At 36.2% G+C, this 23,127-nt stretch carries 24 protein-coding genes; 13 read left to right on the plus strand and 11 right to left on the minus strand.

Annotation, left to right across the window (positions count from 1 at the left end; translation table 11 throughout):
- Window positions 1–116 precede the first annotated feature (116 nt).
- From AC59HC_RS02045 to murI, 5 genes are all read left to right on the plus strand, one after another.
- Complete coding sequence (locus AC59HC_RS02045) at window positions 117–1,199, plus strand: PASTA domain-containing protein (RefSeq protein ID WP_202843731.1); 1,083 nt, start codon at window positions 117–119, stop codon at window positions 1,197–1,199.
- A 73-nt stretch (window positions 1,200–1,272) separates the two neighbouring features.
- Window positions 1,273–2,346 carry an RluA family pseudouridine synthase gene (locus tag AC59HC_RS02050; RefSeq protein ID WP_171006329.1) on the plus strand — a complete coding sequence of 358 codons (1,074 nt, stop codon included), beginning with the start codon at window positions 1,273–1,275 and terminating at the stop codon, window positions 2,344–2,346.
- Between the two features lie 51 nt (window positions 2,347–2,397).
- Window positions 2,398–3,348, plus strand: a complete 951-nt coding sequence (locus tag AC59HC_RS02055; protein WP_110011724.1) for a PorP/SprF family type IX secretion system membrane protein — start codon at window positions 2,398–2,400, stop codon at window positions 3,346–3,348.
- 51 nt (window positions 3,349–3,399) lie between these two features.
- Window positions 3,400–4,524 carry a radical SAM family heme chaperone HemW gene (gene hemW / locus AC59HC_RS02060; protein ID WP_202843729.1) on the plus strand — a complete coding sequence of 375 codons (1,125 nt, stop codon included), beginning with the start codon at window positions 3,400–3,402 and terminating at the stop codon, window positions 4,522–4,524.
- 60 nt (window positions 4,525–4,584) lie between these two features.
- Entirely contained in the window at window positions 4,585–5,415 is an 831-nt protein-coding gene (gene murI, locus AC59HC_RS02065) for a glutamate racemase (protein ID WP_137905466.1), read from the plus strand.
- Window positions 5,416–5,492: 77 nt separating this feature from the next.
- Here the strand turns inward: murI and AC59HC_RS02070 are convergent, their stop codons facing one another.
- On the minus strand, window positions 5,493–6,092 hold the full coding sequence (locus AC59HC_RS02070; protein ID WP_496557919.1) for a nitroreductase family protein: 600 nt from the start codon (window positions 6,090–6,092) through the stop codon (window positions 5,493–5,495).
- Between the two features lie 84 nt (window positions 6,093–6,176).
- On the opposite strand from AC59HC_RS02070, the gene AC59HC_RS02075 reads away from it, so the two are divergent.
- Window positions 6,177–6,524 (plus strand): winged helix-turn-helix transcriptional regulator, encoded by a 348-nt coding sequence (locus tag AC59HC_RS02075; RefSeq protein ID WP_496557920.1) that lies wholly within the window; start codon window positions 6,177–6,179, stop codon window positions 6,522–6,524.
- Here AC59HC_RS02075 and AC59HC_RS02080 read toward each other — a convergent pair.
- The 5 genes from AC59HC_RS02080 to AC59HC_RS02100 form a co-directional block, all read right to left on the minus strand.
- Window positions 6,521–7,093: an RsmD family RNA methyltransferase gene (locus AC59HC_RS02080; RefSeq protein ID WP_496557921.1), complete on the minus strand. Its 573-nt coding sequence runs from the start codon at window positions 7,091–7,093 to the stop codon at window positions 6,521–6,523. The two genes, AC59HC_RS02075 and AC59HC_RS02080, sit on opposite strands and share 4 nt — an antisense overlap.
- A gap of 78 nt (window positions 7,094–7,171) precedes the next feature.
- On the minus strand, window positions 7,172–7,888 hold the full coding sequence (locus AC59HC_RS02085) for a DUF3822 family protein (protein ID WP_110011729.1): 717 nt from the start codon (window positions 7,886–7,888) through the stop codon (window positions 7,172–7,174).
- 18 nt (window positions 7,889–7,906) lie between these two features.
- Window positions 7,907–8,401, minus strand: coding sequence for a DUF8465 domain-containing protein (locus AC59HC_RS02090; RefSeq protein WP_114820933.1), 495 nt, complete (start codon window positions 8,399–8,401; stop codon window positions 7,907–7,909).
- 110 nt (window positions 8,402–8,511) lie between these two features.
- Complete coding sequence (locus tag AC59HC_RS02095; protein WP_429816655.1) at window positions 8,512–9,009, minus strand: metallophosphoesterase family protein; 498 nt, start codon at window positions 9,007–9,009, stop codon at window positions 8,512–8,514.
- Window positions 9,010–9,067: 58 nt separating this feature from the next.
- A complete protein-coding gene (locus AC59HC_RS02100) occupies window positions 9,068–9,535 on the minus strand; it encodes a hypothetical protein (RefSeq protein WP_496557922.1) in 468 nt (155 codons plus the stop codon).
- A gap of 88 nt (window positions 9,536–9,623) precedes the next feature.
- On the opposite strand from AC59HC_RS02100, the gene AC59HC_RS02105 reads away from it, so the two are divergent.
- Entirely contained in the window at window positions 9,624–11,168 is a 1,545-nt protein-coding gene (locus AC59HC_RS02105) for a serine hydrolase (protein WP_496557923.1), read from the plus strand.
- Between the two features lie 324 nt (window positions 11,169–11,492).
- Here AC59HC_RS02105 and AC59HC_RS02110 read toward each other — a convergent pair whose 3' ends face one another.
- Together AC59HC_RS02110 and AC59HC_RS02115 are read right to left on the minus strand one after the other, a co-directional pair.
- Entirely contained in the window at window positions 11,493–12,386 is an 894-nt protein-coding gene (locus AC59HC_RS02110; RefSeq protein ID WP_496557924.1) for a Zn-dependent protease, read from the minus strand.
- On the minus strand, window positions 12,367–12,843 hold the full coding sequence (locus tag AC59HC_RS02115; protein WP_110009649.1) for a SixA phosphatase family protein: 477 nt from the start codon (window positions 12,841–12,843) through the stop codon (window positions 12,367–12,369). Before AC59HC_RS02115 ends, AC59HC_RS02110 begins: the two co-directional genes overlap by 20 nt.
- Before the next feature lie 115 nt (window positions 12,844–12,958).
- Here AC59HC_RS02115 and ruvX point away from each other — a divergent pair, with 115 nt between their 5' ends.
- The 6 genes from ruvX (at window position 12,959) to AC59HC_RS02145 (ending at window position 17,351) form a co-directional block, all read left to right on the plus strand.
- Complete coding sequence (gene ruvX / locus AC59HC_RS02120) at window positions 12,959–13,375, plus strand: Holliday junction resolvase RuvX (RefSeq protein WP_202843711.1); 417 nt, start codon at window positions 12,959–12,961, stop codon at window positions 13,373–13,375.
- Window positions 13,372–13,944 carry a peptide deformylase gene (def, locus tag AC59HC_RS02125; RefSeq protein WP_110009647.1) on the plus strand — a complete coding sequence of 191 codons (573 nt, stop codon included), beginning with the start codon at window positions 13,372–13,374 and terminating at the stop codon, window positions 13,942–13,944. The genes ruvX and def overlap by 4 nt, the downstream gene beginning before the upstream one ends.
- 75 nt (window positions 13,945–14,019) lie before the next feature.
- Window positions 14,020–14,574 (plus strand): DUF5606 family protein, encoded by a 555-nt coding sequence (locus AC59HC_RS02130; RefSeq protein ID WP_202843709.1) that lies wholly within the window; start codon window positions 14,020–14,022, stop codon window positions 14,572–14,574.
- Between the two features lie 237 nt (window positions 14,575–14,811).
- Entirely contained in the window at window positions 14,812–15,579 is a 768-nt protein-coding gene (mazG, locus tag AC59HC_RS02135; protein ID WP_343643542.1) for a nucleoside triphosphate pyrophosphohydrolase, read from the plus strand.
- A gap of 57 nt (window positions 15,580–15,636) precedes the next feature.
- Entirely contained in the window at window positions 15,637–16,509 is an 873-nt protein-coding gene (locus tag AC59HC_RS02140) for an SdiA-regulated domain-containing protein (RefSeq protein ID WP_343643544.1), read from the plus strand.
- A gap of 29 nt (window positions 16,510–16,538) precedes the next feature.
- Complete coding sequence (locus AC59HC_RS02145) at window positions 16,539–17,351, plus strand: hypothetical protein (protein WP_202843699.1); 813 nt, start codon at window positions 16,539–16,541, stop codon at window positions 17,349–17,351.
- An 82-nt stretch (window positions 17,352–17,433) separates the two neighbouring features.
- Here AC59HC_RS02145 and AC59HC_RS02150 read toward each other — a convergent pair whose 3' ends face one another.
- From AC59HC_RS02150 to AC59HC_RS02160, 3 genes are all read right to left on the minus strand, one after another.
- Window positions 17,434–18,147, minus strand: coding sequence for a hypothetical protein (locus AC59HC_RS02150; RefSeq protein WP_496557925.1), 714 nt, complete (start codon window positions 18,145–18,147; stop codon window positions 17,434–17,436).
- Between the two features lie 49 nt (window positions 18,148–18,196).
- Window positions 18,197–18,910 carry a hypothetical protein gene (locus AC59HC_RS02155; RefSeq protein ID WP_202843695.1) on the minus strand — a complete coding sequence of 238 codons (714 nt, stop codon included), beginning with the start codon at window positions 18,908–18,910 and terminating at the stop codon, window positions 18,197–18,199.
- A gap of 484 nt (window positions 18,911–19,394) precedes the next feature.
- Complete coding sequence (locus tag AC59HC_RS02160) at window positions 19,395–23,111, minus strand: metallophosphoesterase (protein WP_411414445.1); 3,717 nt, start codon at window positions 23,109–23,111, stop codon at window positions 19,395–19,397.
- Window positions 23,112–23,127 lie beyond the last annotated feature (16 nt).

Below are 23,127 nucleotides of genomic sequence, written 5' to 3' on the forward strand. Positions count from 1 at the left end.
GCAATGCAATATGGGAAATCGGCAAATTTTAAAATCAAAAATGAATTGTGTTAAATAAAAAGTCCATTCTAAAATTATTAGCTATATTTGCGGTTATAATTAAAGTATTTTTAAGTATGCTTAAATCACTTTTCAATTGGAAAGTTTTACTGAATTTAGTAGTAGCCATCGGTGTTTTCGTGGGGCTTGTATGGCTTACATTTCGCTGGTTGGAGTACCATACTAATCACGGTCAGGAAATTCCTGTTCCCAATGTTGTAAATAAATCGGTGCATGATGCCGTTAAAATATTAGATGATACGGGGCTGGAATATGAAGTAGACAGTGCCAATTATGATCCTAAATACAGACCATTCCAGGTATTGCAGGTATATCCTGCGCCAGGTTCCCGTGTAAAAGACGGAAGAACGGTAACGCTAAAAGTAAATCCGAGAACATGGGCTCCTATTGCGGTGCCGAATGTGATCAATAAATATTCAGGACTGGCATTCCAGAGATTGGATCAGGTAGGCCTTAAAATCGGAGATACGATTTATGAGCCTAGTATTCAGAAAGATGCTCTTTTAAGAATATTATATAAAGGAAATGCGGTAAATCCGGGTACCCGTTTACCAAGATTCTCTACTATTGATGTGGTAGTAGGATCCGGGCCGATGAGAAATATCTCGATTCCTAATGTTGTAGGACTTACAGTAAAAGAAGCAAGAGCTGTCATTACCAAAAGTATGTTTGAAGTAGGATTGGTAGAGCATGAAGATGGAGGTAAAGATGAGTCTGATATTATCTATTATCAGGATCCTGCTTCCGGTGATGTTCGTGATCAGGGAATGCAGATCGATCTTTGGGCAAGTAAGAGGACTCCTGCCGAATTAAGAGCTAAAGTAGAGCAGCTGAATTCTATCTATCGTATGAAAGTAGATACTTCACTTCCTCCGGTACGATATGAAGAAGTACATAGTGAGCCAAATTATGAAGCTCCGGTAGTACCAGCTCCTAGAAGAGAAACTCCAAAACCTGAAGTACCGAAAACTGAGACTCCAAAACCTCAGACTACCACTTCTAAACCTGCAGCCCAAAGTACAGAGAAGCCTAAAACTTCCACCACTACCTCTGCAGCAGGAAGTACAGCCAAGCCGGCTGCAACAACAACACAACAGCCTGCTCAAAAGCCAAAAGCTAAGAAGGTTGTCGTAGAATAAAATCAGATTAATATCAAAAATACAGGCTTCAACTGCAAAATGTTGAGGCCTTTTGTGTAAAAAATATAAAACAATGTCAGAAGATAACGAAGATTTTTTAGATGAAGAATTATTAGATTCCAACAGTATCGAAAACATCGATATTGATGAGGAAAATAAAGGTTTATATGAACATCTTAATATCACTGTTGACAGTAAACAGGAACCATTAAGAATTGATAAGTTCCTTTTAATATACAGACAGAATTCTTCAAGGAATAAAATTTCACAGACCTGCAGAGCCGGAAATGTTATCGTGAACGGAACTGCGGTGAAACAGAATTACCGTGTGAAACCGGGAGATCAGATTTCAGTTTTGCTTACGCACCCTCCAAGAGAAAATGTCATTATTCCACAGGATATTCCGGTGAATATTGTTTATGAAGATGATGATCTTGTAGTAGTAGATAAAGAAGCAGGAATGGTAGTACACCCCGGATTCGGAAACTGGGACGGAACATTGGTGAATGCGCTTGCTTTCCATTTTGAAAAGAACGGAGAGAAATCCGATCTTGACAGAGTAGGGCTTGTACACAGGATTGATAAAGATACATCAGGACTGTTGGTGATTGCCAAGAATGAATATGCATTGAGCTTCCTTGCCAAACAGTTCTTTAACAGAACTACAAAGAGACTGTACTGGGCTTTTGTGTGGGGAAATATGCAGGATGATGAGGGGACCATCAGAGGCCACATCGGAAGACATCCTAAAAACAGAATGCAGATGTCCGTTTATGAAGACGGCAGCCAGGGGAAACACGCTGTGACCCATTATAAAGTCCTTGAGAGATTCAAATATATGACTTGGGTAGAATGTAAGCTGGAAACGGGGAGAACCCATCAGATCAGAGCGCATTTCAGACATATTGGCCATACTTTGTTTAATGATGAAAGATATGAGGGACATACACCTTTGAGAGGGGTAAATCTTCCCAAATACAAGCAATTTATTAAAAATGTTTTTGAAATTTTGCCAAGACATGCCCTTCATGCCCATACCCTTGGATTTATACACCCAACAACAAAGAAGGAATTGTATTTTGAGAGCCCAATGCCCAAAGATATGGCGGATGCTGTAAAAAAATGGAGAAATTATTTGGAAAACTAAAAATATATTGAGATTTTTTTTATATTTGTTGAATTGAAATCAAGATTTGTTATGAGAAAACTATATGCTATCGTATGTTTAGCTCTTTTGTCAAATGCATACAAAGCACAAGAATCACTACCATACTATCAGCAATATCTTTTGGATGGTGAGTTCCTGTTCAACCCAGCTCAATACGGAAAAACAGATTACGTACAGCTCAACGCCAATTATCAACAACAATTTTCAAAATTCAGTAATTCTCCGAATGTGCAGTCAATCGGGATCAATGCGAATATCTTTGATAGAGTAGGTGCTGGTATTTCCGTGTTCAGAGACAGTAACGGACCGATCTCTGCGGGTGGTATCACGGCTGGTGCTTCATATTTTATTCCGCTAAGTAGTGAAGGAGACAGAAAAGACCAGTTCTCTTTCGGTACAAGTGTTAACTTCTATAACATGAATTTTGATTATTCAAAAATCAATACTGAAGAAGGAGGAGACCCATTATTGAGAGGTGAAGAAAGTAACATCTTCATGGTGTATGCCAACTTCGGTTTGGCCGCTACCTACAGAGGATTATTCGGGGGTGTTTCCGTAAATGATATCGCATTAAGTAATGATGCCTCTATCGTAAACAACTACGAGCCTTCTCCAATTAAATTCTTCTTAAATTTAGGATACAACTGGAACATTGCTGATAATATTACCATTGCACCGTCAGCATTGATCAACCTTAACACAAATTCAACAAGAATGATCGACTGGAACCTGATGGCGACATTCTCTAACGATATCAACGCATTCTCTTTTGGGGTAAGCTACAGAACGGTTCAGAACAGATTTGACAATCAGGACCTGAGTATCTCTCCAATTGTAAAGGTAAGATTCAACAAATTCATGATCGGAGCTACTTATAACCTTGGATTATCTGATATCCAGAGCTATGGAGGAAACAGCTTCATGATCGGTCTTGGATATAACTTCGACAACTTTATTAATGCTAGAGGATTTAGATACTAATTAATTTAATTTAAATAAATTTGAGCTCTGAAATTTTTCAGAGCTTTTTTTATGATATATATTCACATTCCGTTCTGTAAACAAAAATGCAGCTATTGTAACTTTCATTTTTCAACATCCCTGAATTTCAAGGATGAAATGCTTCGTGCCATGAAAACTGAAATACTGCTGAGAAAAGATGAATTGCAGAACAAAAACCTGAAATCCCTGTATTTCGGAGGAGGAACTCCTTCTATTCTTTCTGTGGATGAGATCAGTTCTTTAATAGATGATGTTCTGAAGTACTTCAGTTTTGAAAAAGATATAGAAGTTACTCTGGAAGCTAATCCCGATGATCTGGATAAAACCTTTTTAAAACAGCTTGCCGGAACACCTGTAAACAGATTGTCCATTGGCACACAAAGCTTTTTTGAAGAAGATCTGAAACTGATGAACAGAGCTCACAGTGCTTCTGAAGCAGAAAGTTCCATCAAGCGGGCACAGGATTCCGGCTTTGAAAATCTGAGTATTGATCTGATCTATGGTTCACCCACATCCAATCTTGAAATCTGGAAAGAAAACCTGAATAAGACAATTGCTTTAGAAGTTCCTCATATTTCATCTTATGCATTAACTGTTGAGCCTAAAACAGCTTTAGAAAACTGGATCTCCAAAGGGAAAATAAAAAGTCCCCGGGAAGAAGAGCAAAACAGGGAATTCTATTATCTATCCGACTTTTTAAAAGATCATGGTTTTGAACATTATGAAGTTTCCAATTTTGCCAAACCTGGCTTTTACTCACGCCACAATTCTGCTTACTGGAAATACAATGAATATCTTGGAATAGGACCGTCAGCACATTCCTATAACGGATTTGATGTCCGAAGCTGGAATGTCGCCAATAATCAGCAGTACATCAAAAAACTGAATGATAAACTTCTTGCCAAAGAAGAAGAAATTCTTTCCCAGGAAGATCAGTTTAATGAAATGATTATGATAGGCTTACGAACCATCTGGGGTGTAGATCTGGAAAGTTTAAAAAATAAATTTTCAGAGAGATTGTTAGAACATTTTCATAGAGAAATCAAAGCTAAAATGGAGGAAGGTATTTTAATCATTGAGAATGAACATTTAAAAATTCCTGAAAAACATTGGTTTATGGCAGACGGAATTGCTTCGGATTTGTTTATTGTATAATGTTTGTATGTATACAGCATGCCATAAAATTCACTATTTTTGTATAAAATTTCAACTCATTTGAAAACAAAAAAACAAGATTATTCACATCTTTCACCCAACCAGCCTATCGGAATTTTCGACAGCGGAGTAGGAGGTCTTACCGTTGCCAAAGAAATCAAGAGACTTCTTCCTAACGAAGATCTGATCTATTTTGGAGATACAAAGCACCTTCCTTATGGAGAAAAATCCAAAGATGCGATTATTGAATATTCTACAAAGATCACCAATTTCCTGCTTGAGCAGAACTGTAAAGCGATTGTAATTGCCTGTAATACGGCAACGGCAAATGCTTTGAATGAAGTGATGCAGTCCGTTGCAGGAAGAGTTCCTGTCATAGACGTTATTAATCCTGTGGCCGAAAAAGTATCATATGAAATCCATAATAATGTAGGCGTAATTGCTACCAAAGCAACCGTAAATTCAGGGCTCTACAAAAAGAGTATCCGAAAGCATAATAAATGGATCAAAGTAGACGAACTGGCAACACCATTATTGGTTCCTGCTATTGAAGAAGGGTTTAAAAACCATCCCATCACCCATGCTATTATTTATAATTATTTAAGTAATAATAAATTAAAAAATATTGAAACTCTGATTCTTGGCTGTACGCATTATCCTCTTTTAATTGATGAGATTAAACAGTATTATGGAAACAGAGTCCGTGTTATTGACTCTCCGAATATTGTAGCCAATCATCTGAAGATCATTCTTGATAAGTATAATCTTTTACATGATCATAACTCAAAGCCTAATTATCATTTCTATCTTTCGGATATTACCAAGAATTTTGAGAAAATTTCAAAGAAGTTCTTCGGAAAATCCATTGACTTAGAATTGAAAGTATTATAAATAAAAAGTCTGCCTCATATTGAAGCAGACTTTTTTATTAGGCCTTTGTGAAAGAGATTGTGAAATTTGTGTTTATGTTACGCCTCTATAATTACTTTTTCAGCATTCAGCCTTTTCTTCGGATTGAATTTCGGCTGATTAGCATCTGCTTCATCTCTCTGTCCGATGGCTACGGCAAATAAGGTTTCATATTTTTCATTATTCAGAACAGCATCATAACCCTCCGGTTCAATTCCTTCCATTGGAGTAGAATCTATTCCCATTGCTGCGCATGCAGACAAAAGAACTCCTAATGATAAATATACCTGATGACCAAGCCATGATTTTATTGCTTCTTCTCCCTTAGGTTTTACCATCGTTCGGTAATAATTAACAGAACCTTCAGGAAGGTTTTCTTCAATTTGCTTTTCAAAGTTTTCTATATTTCTGATCACTTGAAAAACAATTACATGACTACTATCCAGTACTTTTTGTTTATTAAAATAAGACTTGTCACTCAATTCCTTTTTCAGTTGCGGATCATTAACGAAAATAAAATTCCATGGCTGGCTGTTAATGGAGGAAGGACTTAAGTTTAAAATCTCCTGAAGCATTGCAATTTGTTCTTCACTGATTTTTCCCTGTGGATTATACTTTTTTACAGTATACCTGTTTTTCATTTGGTCTAAAAAGTTCATAATTTTATACTATCATTTTTATAGTTACAAAATTAATTTAAGTTTCCTAACTTTGCAATAACGGTAAAAAATGATAGTATAAAAATGTATACAATAGATAATAAATCCTATCCCTGCTGTACCAGCGTTACGATGAAATTTATCGGAGGGAAATGGAAAGCAGTAATTTTACACCACCTTATTGGAGGAGCGAAGCGTTATAATGAAATAAGAAAATCCATTCCTACTATTACGGAAAGAACATTGAGTTTGCAGCTAAAGCAATTGGAGGAAGACGGAATTGTTGACAGAAAAGTTTTTACAGAAAAACCTCCTTTAGTGGTGGAATATGAATTAACAGACTTTGGAAGAACTTTATTGCCTGTTCTGGAAGCGATAACAAAATGGGGCGAAGAAGCCCCGGTCATCTCTAAAAAAATAATCAGGAATTAAAGTTCCTGATTATCTTCTTTATTGGGTTCAAAAAAACTGAAACTTACGTTTCCGTATTTTCGGGTATCTGTTAAATTCGGGTGATCAAATTTCATACGGCTTTGGTGTTCTACAATAAGAACTCCGTTTTCTTTCAGATATTTATTGTTTAAAACTAAAGAAATCAGTTCTTGATACTTTTTCTCTTCCATTTCGAAAGGAGCATCAGAAAAAACAATCTCAAATGATTTTTTATTTCTGAATTTCTTAAGCCAATCGAAGACATCTCCTCTTTGTACATTAATCTGAAGCGCCATATCAAGCTCAGAAGCCGTACTGTTGATAAATGCCGTATGCTTTGGGTTCATTTCCACGGAAGTTATATTCTGGCATCCTCTGGAAGCAAATTCCAGGGTAATAGAGCCAATTCCTGCAAAAAGATCAAGCACGGAAATCGACTGCATATCGTATTTGTTTTCCAGAATACTGAATAAAGCCTCTTTCGCAAAATCGGTAGTAGGCCTTACTTCAAAGTTTTTAGGAGCGGCAATTTTCTTGGCTTTCCATTTGCCTGATATGATTCTGAACATATTGTTGTTAGGGTTTAGGTAGTAGATTATAGGAGGCAGGTGAATGTGTTTTAATTGCTGTTACCTGCAGCCTGTAACCTAATTAAGTATAAAATTTTTGTTGGGAATATTGTCAAAAACAATTTTCAGGTTTTTAACAAATTTCTGAAGTTCGGAAATAAACGTTTCATTTTCCGTAGTTTCTCCGTAAGCATAAAAGCTGGTTTCATTGATTCCGAAACCTATCTTGCTTAATGTAAACATAATAAAGTAAAGAAAATCAACTTCTGAGTTGACATCCAGGTTATTATAAAGAATGATTTTCTTATTATCGATCGCAAAAAATTCACACTGGTTATGGTACAGATTAATATGAATTTCCTTACTGGTTTTATTATTGATCGAACTTAGAAACTTTTCCCCGGAGAAGTTAAAATGAACCGGTAAGGCCAGCTCTTTTATTTTCTTATAATAGTTTTTCGGGAAAGTATAATAAAACTGAATATTGAATTTTTTGTTGATCGAAAGCATCAGCTCTTCTTTTTCTCTGTCAGTCGGAGCGTTGAAAGCAATCAGATCAAATCCTGCTTCATGCTCAGAAAAACCTTCCGGCATCAGGGTAAAATGATTCAATGCTGAAATCACATGGATCTCGTCGTAGCGCTGCTTAATAAGAACTTCGTCCAGCTTTTGGTCAATAAGATTGGCTGGTGTCTCTTCAGTAACGAAATAAGACTTTTCCTCCAGAATGTTTTTGTTTTTAACAATCTGGCAGATCAATCCGTCTTTGGTAAAAAGTAAATTAAGTACGTTCATATTTCAATTCCTGCAAATTTAGTGAAATTCTACCATTACCGCACCCGATTGATGGTGAAGTATTTCCTTATTATAAAAATCAATATTGACCTGGCTTTCCAATACGTCCCGAACCATCCTCTGTAAAGTACCGTCACCAATACCGTGAACAATTTCCAGTCTCTTCAGGTTGTTTTTTCTGCAAAACTCAATCACTTCAATCAGTTTTTCCTTTTGTATAAACAATCTTTCAAAGCTGTCATAGTCATTGGGATTCTTTACCAAATTATGAAAATGCAGGTCTAAAACCAAATGATTTTTCTGATGTTTCTTGGAAATGATTTTTTTAGGTTCTGCTTTTCTTACAACTCTGATATTTTCATAGAGATCAGCATCTTTAGGAACCAGTTTTTCTTTGGGATATTGATGGGTAAATCCATATTCATCTTTAAAAACAACAATATTTCCCTTCACGGAAGTAATTACCCCGCTTAAATCCTCATCTACTACCGAAACCTTATCGCCGATCTTCATAATTTTTAAAGGTTTGTATGAACCAATATTTGTGCAAAGGTAGAAAGTAAAATGGATGAACACAAACTCCTTTACCTTTAAACCCTCAAACCCTCAAACCCTTTCGCCTGTCACACTCTCGGTCCCAGTTCAATTACTTCAAGATCTCTGATTTCTTCACCATCCACCACAAAGCGCATCATTGTTCTCACTTTATGCCAGCCCTGTTTACCACAGGCTCCGGGATTCAGATGGAGGAGATTGTTTTTCTCATCATACATCGCTTTCAAAATATGAGAATGACCGGAAATAAATAATTTCGGAGCCTTTTCTGCCATTTCTTTTTTAGTAAGTGGTGTATATTTTCCCGGATACCCTCCGATGTGAATCATCAGAACTTCCAGCTTTTCACAAAAGAAACGGTTTACCTCTGGAAATTCAGCCTGGATTTTGGTATTATCAATGTTTCCGTAAACGCCCTTCAGAGGTTTTATTTTTTCCAGCTGTTCAATGACATCCAGACTTCCGAAATCTCCGCAATGCCATACTTCGTCAGCCTGAGAAGCATATTCCAGGATACGGTCATCAATATAAGAATGGGAATCGGAAAGAAGAAGAATTTTTGTCATGTACTGCCATTTTTAAGAGTGCAAATATAAAGAAGCTTTTATCAATTTATAGGAGATCCTAATCGGTAATATTTCTTGTTTTCCTGATGGAATCCAGTTTCTTTTCTATATCCGCACTGAAAACCTTTTTCAGTTTCAGTTGATTCTCCGTAAGCTTTGAAATAACAAAAGTGCCGGTCATATTAGTATTAGAAGGAAAAACTAACGTTACTGTAGAGTCTGAAGCTTTTTTCCAGCTTCCGATGTAACGGTCCGGCTTTTCATTTTTTTTGGTAACAGGCTCTTCCAGCGTATCATATCTTAAGGTTGATTTAATCAGATTTCCTGTAATTTTTCCGTTTTTCTGAAATCTGATTCCTTCTCTTCTCGATTCAAAACCATCCTGTTTTTCATAAGTATAAATATAAGTATCCATTTTACTGAGATTCCAGGTTTGCAAAAGCAAAGGATTGGCAGTTCTGTCCTGGGCTTTGATACCGCTGACTGTGAAAAGAGAGAAAATACAGATACAAATAGGCTTTTTCATGAATACAACTGATTTATTGTAAAGTTTTAACAACGCTAAAATTAGCATCTCTTAATATTTAGTAAATTTGGGAAAATTAAAATAAACAATGAAACAGAAACTTTCTTTTTTCATTTTTCTTTTAACCGTAGGATTAGCCAATGCGCAGGTTGAAGAAAAAAAACTGGACGAACTGATCCAAAATACCCTGAAAACCTTTGATGTACCGGGAATGTCGGTAGGCATTGTGAAAGATGGCAAAATGATCTATTCCAAAGGGTTTGGGGTACGTTCTCTTACAACAAAGCAGCCAATGGATGACAATACGCTGGTAGGGATTGCTTCCAACTCAAAAGGCTTTACCTGTACAGCATTAGCCATCTTAGCAGATGAAGGAAAACTGAACTGGGATGATAAAGTTTCAAAATATATTCCTGAGTTTCAAATGTATGATCCTTATGTTTCTCAAAATGTAACGATCAAGGATCTTGTTACCCACAGAGCCGGATTAGGACTTGGACAGGGAGATCTTATGTTTTTTCCGGAAGGAGGAAATTTAACCGTTAATGATATTGTGCATAATGTGAGGTATCTGAAACCGGAAAATCCTTTCAGAACAAAACTGGATTATAACAATATCATGTTTATTGTAGCCGGAGAAGTTATCCACAAAATTTCCGGATTAAGCTGGGCGGAATTTATTGAACAGCGAATTATGAAACCTGTAGGAATGACTTCAAGTTTCGGAAGCTACAGCAGAGCAAAGGCTGTTGCCAATAAAATTGATGCACATGCTCCGGTAGACGGAAAAGCAATTGCTGTTCCCCACGACTGGAACGAAACGGGCAATGCTGCAGGCGGAATTATGAGTAACATTAAAGACATGACCACGTGGGCGGAATGTCTCCTAAATAATTTCACCACAAAAGATGGTAAAAAACTGGTTTCGGATAAGAATGTTCAACAACTTTGGAGCCTTCAGATTCCGGATAGGGTGGCTGCGAAAAATCCTTATGATACAAGTTTCTATGGATACGGTTTAGGATGGTTTCTGAGTGATGTGAAAGGACATAAACAGGTACAACATACCGGTGGATTGATCGGAACGGTAACACAGTTTACATTAATTCCGGATATGAAACTGGGAATTGTAGTATTAACAAATCAGCAGTCGGGAGCCGCTTTCAACACAATTACCAATACCGTGAAAGATTCTTATCTTGGGGTAGCAGACAGAAACTGGCTGAAAACCTATAGTGAAAGAATGTCTAAAATGGAAGCCGAATTCAGCAAACAAAAGAAAGATGCTTTTGCAAAATCTGAAGCCTTCAAAAAAGAAAAATCTCTACAGCCAAAAGCAGAACAGTTTACAGGAACTTACAATGATGTATGGTTTGGTGATGTAGAAATTACACAACAGGGAAATACCTACAGAATTTCGTGCAAAAACTCTCCAAGATTAAAAGGAGAGCTGCTTCCTTATTCCAATAATTCTTTCATTATCAAATGGGACGACAGAAGCTATGATGCGGATGCCTATATTATTTTCAGCTATGATGAAAACGGAAAAGCAGAATCTGCAAAATTGAAGGCGATTTCTGATGTAACAGATTTCAGTTTTGATTTTGATGATCTGGATTTGAAGAAGAAATAAAATAGAGATAATAAAATATTCTATAGAGAACGGGCCTGGGTCCGTTCTTTTTTTGTTTGTTAACCACGAATGCAACTAATTTATTCACAGATAGCACTCATTTTAATGATTATTGAAAATGAGAACTGAAATGATTCAATAGGAAAGGGCTATCATCCTGAGCATAAGCTGAAAGGTTACGAACACCAGTTCAAGAAGGAAGCCCGTTTTTCATGTTTACAACGATAATGGCTTTAGCGGAAGGACCACCCCGTCAAAAATTCTTTGAATTTTCGCCACCCCTCCGGTGGAGGGGAATAGGCAGTCGGTAATAGGAATGTTGGTTTATTGTACAAGATTCAGATCCTGATTTGCTAACGTAATTTCTGTATTAAGATGTTGCTTTTCAAAGAAATTTTTTAACTCAAGAAGTCTTTTTTTGTTGTCATAATGGATACTTGAATTGAGTTTTCTCTGGCAGAGTGAGCATGCTCTGGCAAGATGATAATCCGTTTCCGTTAATGAATTGGTTCCGTTCATCACACAATTGGCATTCAGGCAATGGCTGATTCCAAACATATGCCCGATCTCGTGCGAACTGATTTTTATTAATCTTAAAAGACTTTTATTAAAATTAGAATCTGTTAATTGTCCGTCTGCAAATCGGTATATAGAGGTTACTCCTACACCATCCTCATATGAAGCCAGTCCGAATACGTAATTCCATTCCGGTAATGGAAAAAGGTCTTTCTCCGTAATACCCATTAATACAATAGCATCTTTAGGTTTTCTTTTGATCAGAATACTGTCCAGTACATATCCTGCAAGAACCTGTTCATGTCCTTCCTTTGAAATTCTTTTAACTTTTTCAGGGAAAATAGTATTGGGCAAAACAGGAAGAACCTTTGTTTCCAGCTGAAAATAGATTTTTAAATAGTGTTGGGTAAGTGCTATTTCTTTTTTCTGAAGTTCATCAAACTTCCCGATGGGCTGAAGATAAATGGTGTTCTTTCCAGGTGCAGGTTTTATCTTTTTTAATTTCTGAAAATCTGCAAATGTCTGGAAATGTTCCTCATGATTATACCGCCAGCTTCCGGGTTTTGGAGAAGAGGAAAGTTTTATATCATTCAGTGCAATAGATTCATAGTAGGTTTTCTTCTGTTTCTGACATGAGAAAAGAAGGATCAATATTGAGACATAAAAAAGTAAAGAAGTAAAGTTATATTTTCCCGGGCTCATAAAAGAATAGCAGTTTCTTTTTGGCACCGTCGAACTCTGACCAGGAATCACAGTCTACCTCAAAACCCGCCACTCCGCAGGTGGGAAAATGGAAAATATCCTCAGAAATAGAATTGGCAAAATTGGAAATTCCATTATTGTGAGAGAAGAATGCAACCGAATTCAGGTTGTCATCCAGATCATAAATTACAGATTCAAAGCTTCTTTCAGAAGGATTATACAATTTTTCATCAGTAGCACAGTTCAGTTGATAGGCCTGATTGAAAATCTTACAGGTATTCAGTGCACGTACCGCAGGGCTGGACACAAAATGATCAATGGAAATATTATTGCTTTTCAGGAATCTGGACATGTGCATAGCATCCTCCAAACCTTTGTCTGCCAAAGGTCTGTCAAAGTCCTCCGTTTCCTCCGGCCAGTCGCTTTTCGCATGTCTTACGAGGATGAGTTTCTTCATATAATTGTTTTTTGGAAGATTAAAATTATAAAAAAAATAATGGAATAAAACATGATTTATATAAAAAAACTGCGTTATGAATAAAATCAGTAAATTTTACTAAATTTGCAGACTTATGGGACAAATCCTTGCAATAGACTACGGAAAGGCTCGTTGTGGTATCGCTGCAACCGATGATATGCAGATTATAGCCAGTGGGCTGGAGACTGTGGAGAATCGCTTTTTAATGGAATTTTTGAAAAAATACTTCAGTGAAAATAAGGTAGATGAAGTAGTGATTGGACTTCCCATAGATTTGAAAGGAAATGTTTCGGAAGTGGAAACCGATATTTTAAAATTTATAGAAGAGTTTAAAAAAGAATTTTCGGATATTGCAGTTCACCGTTTCGATGAAAGATTTACATCCAAAATGGCTTCTTTTTTTATTTCCCAAAGTGGAAAAAACAAGAAAAAGAGGCAGGAAAAAGGATTAATAGATAAAGTAAGCGCAACAATTATATTGCAGAATTTTTTAGAACAAAGATTAAGATGATATTACCGATAAGAGCTTTTGGGGATCCTGTTTTGAGAAAAGTAGGAAAAGATATAGACAAAGACTATCCCGAATTACAGGAACTGATAGATAACATGTTCGAAACCATGTACAGCGCAAATGGCATAGGTCTTGCAGCGCCACAGATTGGTTTGGACATCCGTCTGTTTGTAATAGATGTGACGCCTCTTGCAGAAGATGAGGATTATGAAGATATTAAAGATGAGTTGGCAGAGTTCAAAAAAGTATTTATCAACGCTCAGATTCTTGAAGAATCAGGTGAAGAATGGAAGTTCAATGAGGGCTGCCTTTCTATTCCGGATGTAAGAGAAGATGTGAAAAGAAAAGGAACAATCGTTATTGAATATTATGACGAAAATTTTGTGAAACATACAGAAACTTTTTCCGATATTAGAGCCCGCGTAATTCAGCATGAATATGACCACATTGAAGGGATTTTATTTACCGACCACCTGAGTGCTCTGAAGAAGAAACTGGTAAAAGGTAAGCTGACGAAAATCTCTCAGGGTGACGTAAACATCGGTTACAAAATGAGATTTCCAAAATAATTAAACAAGGATTAAAAAGAAATAATAAAAAGCAAAAAGCTAGTGCTGATTGCAGAATTTACAAAAAATAAAATTATGCTGTTAGAAAAAATAATTTCAATTTCTGGAAAACCAGGACTTTTCAAATTAGTTTCTCAATTAAGAAACGGATTCATCATTGAAGATGTTACCTCAAAGAAAAAAGTAAGCATTGGAAACTCAAGCCAGGTAAGTTTATTGGACAATATCGCCATGTTTACATTTGAGAAAGAAGTTCCTTTGTTTGAAGTATTTGAAAATATTGCTAAAAACAACGATTATAAGGAAACTATCTCTCACAAATCTTCTGATGCAGATCTGAAAGATTTTATGCTGGCTTCTCTTCCAAACTATGACACAGAAAGAGTATATTCTTCTGATATCAAGAAATTGGCTCAGTGGTACAACATCCTTCAAAAAGCAGGATATATTACGCCTGAGAGCTTTGTAAAAGCAGAACCTGAAACTTTAGACGGAGAACCTGCTGAAGAAGTAAGCATTGAAAAAGAAGCTAAAAAAGCTCCAAAAGCAGAGAAACCTGCTGCTCCGAAAGTTAAAGCGACTTCAGCAGCAAAATCAGCTCCAAAGAGCACCCACAGAAAACAAGGATAATTCATTTCTGAATTAAAAATATAAAACCTTGTCTGGAAATTCCGGACAAGGTTTTTTGTTTTTTCAAACAGCAGATCATTGCGTGCTAATATTCCAAACCTAAGAGGTTTCAAAAACCTGTTAGGTTTACATATCAAATCTATCCTAAATTCTGCACTCCGCAACTTTTACTTCCAACGTTTGTAATGATGCCCGAATAACCCTTACATTTGTATAAGATTGAATTTCCCATTATTTATGAATACGAAACAAGAGAAACTGGAGGCCTTCGGAAGATTACTGGATATTATGGATGATTTGCGTGAAAAATGTCCATGGGATCAGAAACAGACGTTAGAATCCCTTCGTCATCTTACCCTTGAAGAGACGTATGAACTTTCAGATGCTATTTTGCAAAATGATTTACAGGAAATAAAGAAAGAGCTGGGCGATGTCCTGCTTCACCTTGTTTTTTATGCTAAAATAGGTTCTGAAAAAGGAAGTTTTGACATTGCAGATGTTATCAATTCCCTGAATGAAAAGTTGATCTTCCGTCATCCTCATATTTATGGAGATACTGAAGTGAAGGATGAAGAAGAGGTGAAGCAGAACTGGGAAAAATTAAAATTAAAAGAAGGAAATAAATCTATCCTGGGTGGAGTTCCGAAAAGTCTGCCGAGTTTGGTAAAAGCCTACAGAATTCAGGATAAGGTAAAAGGAATCGGTTTTGAATTTCATGATGCAGAAGATGCATGGAAAAAAGTAGATGAGGAAATTCAGGAATTTCATGCTGAAACAGATTTGGATAAGAAAGAACAGGAGCTGGGTGATGTTTTCTTCTCTCTGATCAACTATGCCAGAATTTCAGGAATCAATCCGGATTCTGCATTGGAAAGAACCAATCTAAAATTTATTTCAAGATTTCAAAAGATGGAAGGTCTTGCTGAAGAACAGGATCTGAAACTGGCGGACCTGTCACTGGAAGAAATGGATGTTCTCTGGGAAAAAGCAAAAAAACTTTCATAGTTGCCGATTGGAACAATTAATGCTTCTTATATTCAGTTAAAAAAATAAAAAATAAATATGTTACGTTTCCTTATTTTACCTGCCTTGCTTTTATTGAGCTGCAATCCAAAAGCTCAGAATTCCCCTACTAAGGAAGATGAACTGAAAGTCCAGTTTACCTTACCTAAAAAGTTGAAGGAAGTTTCCGGAATTACTTTGTCAAAAGATAAGAAAACCATCTGGGCGATAGAAGACAAAGGAAATAAAAATGCAATATATGGTCTGAGTGATAAAGGTGACATGCTGGCAAAAATACCGGTGGAAAATGCTGAAAATACCGACTGGGAAGACATCATATCCGATTCTCAGGGAAATATTTATATCGGAGATTTTGGTAATAATGATAATAACCGACAGGATCTGGCGATCTTAAAAACAGATTTGAAAGACAGCAAACAAATTGTTACCAAAGTTGTTCAGACTACAAAATTTCATTATCAGGGGCAGACAGAATTTCCTCCGAAAAAGTCGAACCTGTTGTACGACTGTGAAGGTTTTGTTGAAATGGACGGGAATTTTTACTTATTCACCAAAAACAGAAGCAAAGGTTTTGATGGAACCTTTCTTATATTCCAGGTACCTAACAAAGAGGGGGATTTTGAAGCTAAGCTAATAGGAAAATTAAAGCTTGATGGAGGATATAATGATGCAGCTATTACCTCTGCCAGTATCAACAGTACAAAAGATAAAATTGTCTTGCTTACCCATAAAAATGTTCACGTTCTTACCGGATTTACTGCTAACGATTTTAATTCTGCTAAAATTCAAAAAATTCCTTTGAACCATAATTCCCAGAAGGAAGCTATTGTATTCTTTGATGATAAAACATTAATGATCGCAGATGAGAAAGGGAAAGATGAAGGAGGAAATGTGTACAGTTTTTCATTATAAGCCTTATCTTTACAGCCGATTAAATAACTATGAAAAAAATATTGTATATCCTGTTGGTACTTGGTTTTTCCTCTTGCAGTAGTACTAATGATGAATCTATAACTGTAAATGAAAATCAAACTGAAGATTTACAACCTGATAAAGGATACATTTTTGAGATGGATCAGCGCACAACACTACGCAGTCCGGAAAAATATTATCAGTTTTTCTATGAAAACGGACGTTTACAGAAAATGCGCGGAAGGAACTATTTTGTAACAGCAAATACCCAAGTTTTTTATCCTGATATAGTTACTCAGTTAACTTATACAAACAATAAGATACAGGTAGATTATTTTGAATCGGAAACGACTTCCGGGTATAGAACAACTTCTTATCTGACGGAAAATAACAGACCTGTTAAGGCTGAAAAGTATTATAAGAATGGAAGTTTTGCCGAACTGGAGATGACAAGGACCTATACGTATGGATCCAATACAATAAGTGTATATACTAAGCGTGGTTATCAGGAGTTTTTTACAACATATTATTTTGATGGAAATAGTAATCTTTCTAAAAGTGAAACATTAGAAAAGGATACTGGTAAGGATAAACAGTTCACAACTACTGTATATTCAGATTTTGACAATGCTAAAAATCCATTTAAAAAATTATTTTTGATTAATGATGATTTTTATGAAAAGAGTTTATCAAAAAATAATTTTAGAGCTAAGGAATCAGTGACTGAATATGCTGATTATCCTGATACCGGTATACCTCCGCAGCCGGAAATATCCAAATCAAAATGGACTTATAATTATGATCAGAATGGCCAGGTATTATTATACTTTCCGTTTCCATAACACACCAAGTAAAACCCTACAGAGAAATCTGAAGGGTTTTTAAAATAAATGAATGTTATGGAAGTAATTGATGTTCTATTGTTTACTGAGTAAGATAGGAGATACTGATATTACCTTTTGATAATCTAAAATCCTGGGTATATTTACATCTTAGCCTGAAAGTTTCTCCGGCAGCAAAAGGCTGTATGCCCGCAAGCTGATGATATACTTGTGTTGTCCTCTCTCCATGTCCTGTTGATACTGCTGAAACTAAGTTTTGGGTATCAGCCTCTCTCTGTAGTTGTGACGTTGCAGTTCCTGCTGTCTGATTAGTTCCGTTGAGGTTTAAATCATATGTAAAATAGGTTGCTACATTGTAGAAACCTGCTTTCTTGACAGTAAATATCCCGGTGTTTGCATCGTAGGCAATAAAATTATTATCTATTTTGTTAACGATATTATAAATAAAATTTTGAGCAAAGTTTTCAAAGGTTCCGGTTAAATGGCTTCCTGCATAGCTTCCTGTATTTGGTGATATATCGTCCTTATTGGCTACAAAGACTACTTTTAAAAAATTCTGAGATTCTATAGTTCGCCAGGTAGGAGCTGTTCCTGACCCATTGGAACTTAAAAATTCGCCTTCTCTACCTGCGGTACCCTGTATATTTTCAGAGCCTCCTACGTTCAATTCTTTTACCAGCTGCAGTGAGCCGTTGACATGCAATGTTCTCTGGGGAGTTGGTGTTAATATCCCAACTTGTGCATTGGCTAAAAATGACATGACTAAAAACAATGTCAGTAATAAATTTTTTTTCATTGGATTGAGTATTTGTTGTTGGTAGTGCTAAATATTTGTGTTTTCAATTTTAAGGCAGCAGATAAGAAATGCTGATATTTCCTGATGCTAATCTGAAGTTCTGGGTATAAACACATCTGAGAGAAAAGGTTTCTCCGGAATTAAGAAACTTGATACCTGTCAGTTGATGATATATACTTTCTGTTCTTTCTCCATGTCCTGTCGACATTGCTGAAATATAATCACTCGTATCTGAACTTCTCTCAAGTCTGGATATTGCCGTTCCTGCTGTCTGATTGGTTCCGTTTAAACTCAGGTTATATGATAAATAAGTTGAAATGTTATAATATCCGGCTCTGCTAACAGTAAATATCCCTGTATTGGCATCATACGATATATAATTATTATCTATTTTATTGACGATATTATAGATATAGTTCCTGGATGGTGCTTCATAGTTTGTTGCGCTGCTGCTTCCTGTATAACTACCGGTACCAGGTGAGATATTTGTTTTTTGCCCCGTAAAAACAATCTTTAAAAAACTTTGGGATTCTATCGTTCGCCAGGTTGGTGATGTACCGGCTCCATTAGAACTTAAAAACTCTCCCTCCTTTCCTGCAGTACCCTGTACATTTTCAGAACCTCCTACATTTAATTCTTTTACCAGCTGTAACGAACCGTTGACATGCAGTGTTCTCTGTGGAGTAGATGTCAAGATCCCGATCTGTGCATTGGCAGAAAATGCTGTGATTAGAAACAATGTAAGAAATAATCTTTTGATCATCGGATGTATATTTTGTGATTATAGAGAACAAAATTATTTTTTTTTTATAATCCGTGATTTGCAAAGAAGTGAATAGAATTGAGTGATAGGATGATTTACATGTATCAAAAAGGCTTGAAATAATTATGCAACTTAATTATTTTTTTTAAATATCACTATTTTGTGATTTTTATATTTTTTTGTAGATATTTATCTACCCAATTTGCAATTATAAACAGATTGGTATCTATTCCTTTTTTTAATCAATGTTAAAATCATCAAATTATATTACCTAGAAACTCTTATACATTTAATGTATCAGTATGAAGTTTTCAGGAGAATAAGAAATGTAAATAGTACCTATATAAATGAAAAATATGGCTTTTCAATAAAAGCCATATTTGTTTTATCGGTAAAAAATATGAGTCAAAATTTGAATGATTAAATTTTATTAAAACTGATTTGAGGCTATAAAGCTCATCATTAACTATTTCATGTGTAAAACTTAAAATTTCATTCCTACTCCGGCAGAAATCCTTCCACCATCTGAACCATAGAAATAATTTAATCTGGCAGACATCATTTCTACAATACTCAGCCATACTCCAGCTCCGGCAGACTGATGCCATTTTCTGGAATTTTCATGGTCATTCCATACACGGCCGATATCATATCCGATAAGAATACCCATGTTGGCAGGAGCAATATTATTTCTTACCCTTCCAAAATCCCATCGGATTTCTGAGTTATTGGTAAAATAGGATCTTCCTGAGAATCTTTCGTTTCTGAAGGCTCTCATTCCATTATTACCTCCGATAGCCGCTGCCTGATAAAATTCAAAATTATTGTTATTGATCCACATTACATTGCTGGAATTGGCGAATACAAATTTTCCTTTTTTATCAATCCTGTGGTCAATGGCCAGTTTTCCTTTTACCGTTACGAAATTCTTATTGAAATCAGAAAGAGTTGCTTTCCAGTCTGCATTCAGCATAAATTCCAGTCCCAGAGTAGGGAAGGCCGTATTATCAGCATTTTTATAACCAAAAGTATAATTGGCTCCAACAAACTGCTGGCTGTTGAATACTCCAGGTCTCACATCCGGAGACTGGTTGATGAAACGGCCGGCTTTTCTTTGTACTTTATTATCTTCAAAAGTCAATTGAAACTGGTGGCTGAGATTCATCCAGCTCTTTTGAGAGATGGATGGAGCAAAGTTGAACTTGGAAATTCTGGCTCTGTTATATTCTCTTTCTGTTTCTTCCTTATCATACTCACTTTCATTGGAAAGTCCAAAGAAGTTTTGAGAGAACCTTGGAGTCGTATAAAATGCATCAAGGTTAATATCCCAGCCTGAGATGGCTTTTTTAAATACTCCTTTGTAGGTAAGGCTAAATCCTGCTGTAGCTGTATAAAAATTAGCTTTTAAACTGTGCCTCTGAGTAAATGGGTCGCGGATAAAATTATTTACTGTGTAATTGGCCAGGACGCCTACGATCACACCGTCATCCGGGTTGTAATCCAGGTTTGGATATCCTGCAACGGAATTATATTTAGGATGCTTATAATTATAGCTGTTAATGTCATAATCATCTGTAATATTCTTGGTTGCATTACCGGCATTATAGGTGTTTTTCTGAGATTTAAAATCATAAATCTTCACTTTTCTTCCATCAGCAACGTTATAGGTATCATGATTATATCCACCAATCAGCCGGATCGTCATTTTAGGATTTCCGCTTCCGGTTACTACATAGGTATCATCATCTTCCAGTCCGTAAATCCATAATTCCTTTGTTTTTGAATCATGATAGGTTTTTTCAAAAACAAGTTCATTCTGATCTTTATTCTTACCCAGCTTATATTGCTGCACAAGGACGGAATGTCCGTTTTTGGTGATGACAAACTTATCAGGATTTACCGTTCCTGCCAAAGGAACTTTTTTCTGCAGTACATCATAATACTGAGCGGCATAGCTCTGTAGTTTTGTCTTTCTTATTTTCAGTTTTCTCTGAATTTCATCGATGGTTTCATCCTGCACTTCTTTCGGAAGATTGTGGAAAGCTTCATCAATATCCGCATCAGTCAGATGCTCCTGAATATATTTTGCCTGGGTTTCCCATTCATTCTGGTCTGCCCCTTTTAAGAACACAAGATCCATCGGATAAGGTTCCATAGCGAGCCATTTTACACTGCTGATATCTTCTGTAAAGGTTTTCATGTGACGAATGGCAGGAACATTCATAATGATTCTGAAGGCTGCACCATCATATTTACTGAATGCCTGATCCCTGTCTTTAGGAATAGGTTTATAGATTACTTTATCACCCGCTTCATATTCTGCCCATTTCCACTGGTCCGAATGTCTGTCCCAGTCACCAATAAGCATATCAAACAACCTTGCTCTGATATAAGATTCTCTGTCAACAGAATATTTATCGCTTTTGTTAAGATTTTTTAGTACATCATCTGTAGAAACGATATCTTTTGCATGATCCAGATAAGCCAATGTTTTAGGATCTGAAGAAAAACGCTCTTCAATCATGTACATTTCGTCCCCGTAGTTTTCATTATACCTTCCCAAAGCTTGCTGCTTAGGAATGTAATACAGCTTTGGATTACTATGGAAAATACCCAGCTTTTCCGACATGTTTCCAATCGTAAAAGGGGTAAACGGATGATTGGTTGTGTAAAAATCCAGCAGGAATTTCTCAGGAAATGTATCTGCAAGTTCTTCTCCTAATGTACTTTTCTGAAAAGCCATATTGTTAAGAAAGCGGATCGCACTTTTTTTCACACCGCGCATTACAAACTCCTGTCCATCTGCAGACTTCAGTCGTAAACTGTTGGATTGATTTCCTCCACCTTCCCTGAAAGGAATATACCCTCCGTTCAATTCCGAAAGATTGGCGGTTGGTGCTTCAATAGGAATTCCGTAGTATCTTCTGTAATGATCGCCCCAAAGCCAGCGGTAAAACTTTCTTTTTTCAGTTAGCTGTACCGGGTAAATGGTGGAAGAAAATGTGGCAGGAAAAGAATTAGGGAAATTATTGACGAATACATCCGGTTTGGAAATCACGGAAATATGAGTGAGCTTTTGAAGTTGGGCATCTTTGGTTGAAAAATACTCAACATCTGTACTTTCATCTTTTCTGAAATTTAAAACCGCAAAACCACTTCCTCCGTAGGAAAAGTCTGTTTTTTCTACAATGGTAGACGGGTCTGTTTTAGAGCCTGCGCCACTAATAATCTGTCTTAAATTTCCATCTTCGTGATATTGCAGATTATGATCATGACCGGATACGAAAATAATGTTTTCCTTATCCTGAACAATACTTTTCAGTCGGTTGGCCAGATCTGCATAATGTTGATTATTGATATCTTCGGGGCTGGCTCCTGAGGAACTCCTTAATATATTGATGACACTGGCCACTACAGGTACAGGAATTTTACTCTTTAAAGGAAAAAGATGAGATCTTGCAGAATTAAAACCTGCATGTGTTCCGCTGCTGATGATAGGATGGTGTAAAGCAACAATTATTTTTTTGCCCTGATTTTTAATGATCAGGTCTTTAAACTCGGTGAAAAAATCTTCACGGGTTTTGATGTTACAGTTTTTGTTGATTCCAGGATAATTATCCCAGTTTGCTATCACCCATTTTGTATCAATGGCAATAAGCTTTATATCTTTAGAAACATTGATATCATCAATAGGGCAGCCATTTTTCGGAAGGAAAGCTTTTTTATCATCAAGATATTTTTTAACCAGTCCTTCCTGGGTATTCAATCCTTCCAGTCCATTGTACCAGTCATGATTCCCGGGAATTACTAATGTTTTTCCCTTGAAATTTTTGGTGATAGCTAGCTGATTTTCCAGTTTTTGTTTTGCCAGGGCATAATCTTTATCTGTTTCTTTGGGCATACCATTAGGGTAGATATTATCGCCCAAAAAGATCAGCATAGAATTGCTGTCGGCAGAATCCAGCTTACTTTTCAGTAAATTCAGTGTTTTTTGTGCCTGAGGTTCATCTGCATTTCCTGCATCTCCAATCAGAAAAAGTTTAAAATCACTTTCAGATTTTATTTCGGAATCTTTTACTTCAAATAAGTTTTTGCCCTTTTGTACGTTATATGTAGCACAGGAATAAAGAGCTCCTGCGGACATTACCGTTCGAAGAACAATAGAAGTATTTTTTAGATGAGTTTTAAAGGATAAATTCATAAATTTACATTAACAA

The sequence above is a fragment of the Chryseobacterium sp. DZ-32 genome (genome assembly GCF_059587025.1).

Coding starts and splice junctions, on each gene's coding strand:
- AC59HC_RS02140 (WP_343643544.1), top strand. CDS start 15,637: ATGTTACGTTTCCTTATTTTACCTGCCTTGCTTTTATTGAGCTGCAAT.
- AC59HC_RS02150 (WP_496557925.1), bottom strand. CDS start 18,147: ATGAAAAAAAATTTATTACTGACATTGTTTTTAGTCATGTCATTTTTA.
- AC59HC_RS02130 (WP_202843709.1), top strand. CDS start 14,020: ATGCTGTTAGAAAAAATAATTTCAATTTCTGGAAAACCAGGACTTTTC.
- AC59HC_RS02145 (WP_202843699.1), top strand. CDS start 16,539: ATGAAAAAAATATTGTATATCCTGTTGGTACTTGGTTTTTCCTCTTGC.
- mazG (WP_343643542.1), top strand. CDS start 14,812: ATGAATACGAAACAAGAGAAACTGGAGGCCTTCGGAAGATTACTGGAT.
- AC59HC_RS02085 (WP_110011729.1), bottom strand. CDS start 7,888: ATGAACGTACTTAATTTACTTTTTACCAAAGACGGATTGATCTGCCAG.
- AC59HC_RS02095 (WP_429816655.1), bottom strand. CDS start 9,009: ATGACAAAAATTCTTCTTCTTTCCGATTCCCATTCTTATATTGATGAC.
- AC59HC_RS02110 (WP_496557924.1), bottom strand. CDS start 12,386: ATGAGCCCGGGAAAATATAACTTTACTTCTTTACTTTTTTATGTCTCA.
- AC59HC_RS02115 (WP_110009649.1), bottom strand. CDS start 12,843: ATGAAGAAACTCATCCTCGTAAGACATGCGAAAAGCGACTGGCCGGAG.
- AC59HC_RS02045 (WP_202843731.1), top strand. CDS start 117: ATGCTTAAATCACTTTTCAATTGGAAAGTTTTACTGAATTTAGTAGTA.
- ruvX (WP_202843711.1), top strand. CDS start 12,959: ATGGGACAAATCCTTGCAATAGACTACGGAAAGGCTCGTTGTGGTATC.
- AC59HC_RS02080 (WP_496557921.1), bottom strand. CDS start 7,093: ATGTTCAGAATCATATCAGGCAAATGGAAAGCCAAGAAAATTGCCGCT.
- hemW (WP_202843729.1), top strand. CDS start 3,400: ATGATATATATTCACATTCCGTTCTGTAAACAAAAATGCAGCTATTGT.
- AC59HC_RS02155 (WP_202843695.1), bottom strand. CDS start 18,910: ATGATCAAAAGATTATTTCTTACATTGTTTCTAATCACAGCATTTTCT.
- AC59HC_RS02090 (WP_114820933.1), bottom strand. CDS start 8,401: ATGAAGATCGGCGATAAGGTTTCGGTAGTAGATGAGGATTTAAGCGGG.
- AC59HC_RS02105 (WP_496557923.1), top strand. CDS start 9,624: ATGAAACAGAAACTTTCTTTTTTCATTTTTCTTTTAACCGTAGGATTA.
- AC59HC_RS02160 (WP_411414445.1), bottom strand. CDS start 23,111: ATGAATTTATCCTTTAAAACTCATCTAAAAAATACTTCTATTGTTCTT.
- AC59HC_RS02055 (WP_110011724.1), top strand. CDS start 2,398: ATGAGAAAACTATATGCTATCGTATGTTTAGCTCTTTTGTCAAATGCA.
- AC59HC_RS02070 (WP_496557919.1), bottom strand. CDS start 6,092: ATGAACTTTTTAGACCAAATGAAAAACAGGTATACTGTAAAAAAGTAT.
- AC59HC_RS02050 (WP_171006329.1), top strand. CDS start 1,273: ATGTCAGAAGATAACGAAGATTTTTTAGATGAAGAATTATTAGATTCC.
- AC59HC_RS02075 (WP_496557920.1), top strand. CDS start 6,177: ATGTATACAATAGATAATAAATCCTATCCCTGCTGTACCAGCGTTACG.
- AC59HC_RS02100 (WP_496557922.1), bottom strand. CDS start 9,535: ATGAAAAAGCCTATTTGTATCTGTATTTTCTCTCTTTTCACAGTCAGC.
- def (WP_110009647.1), top strand. CDS start 13,372: ATGATATTACCGATAAGAGCTTTTGGGGATCCTGTTTTGAGAAAAGTA.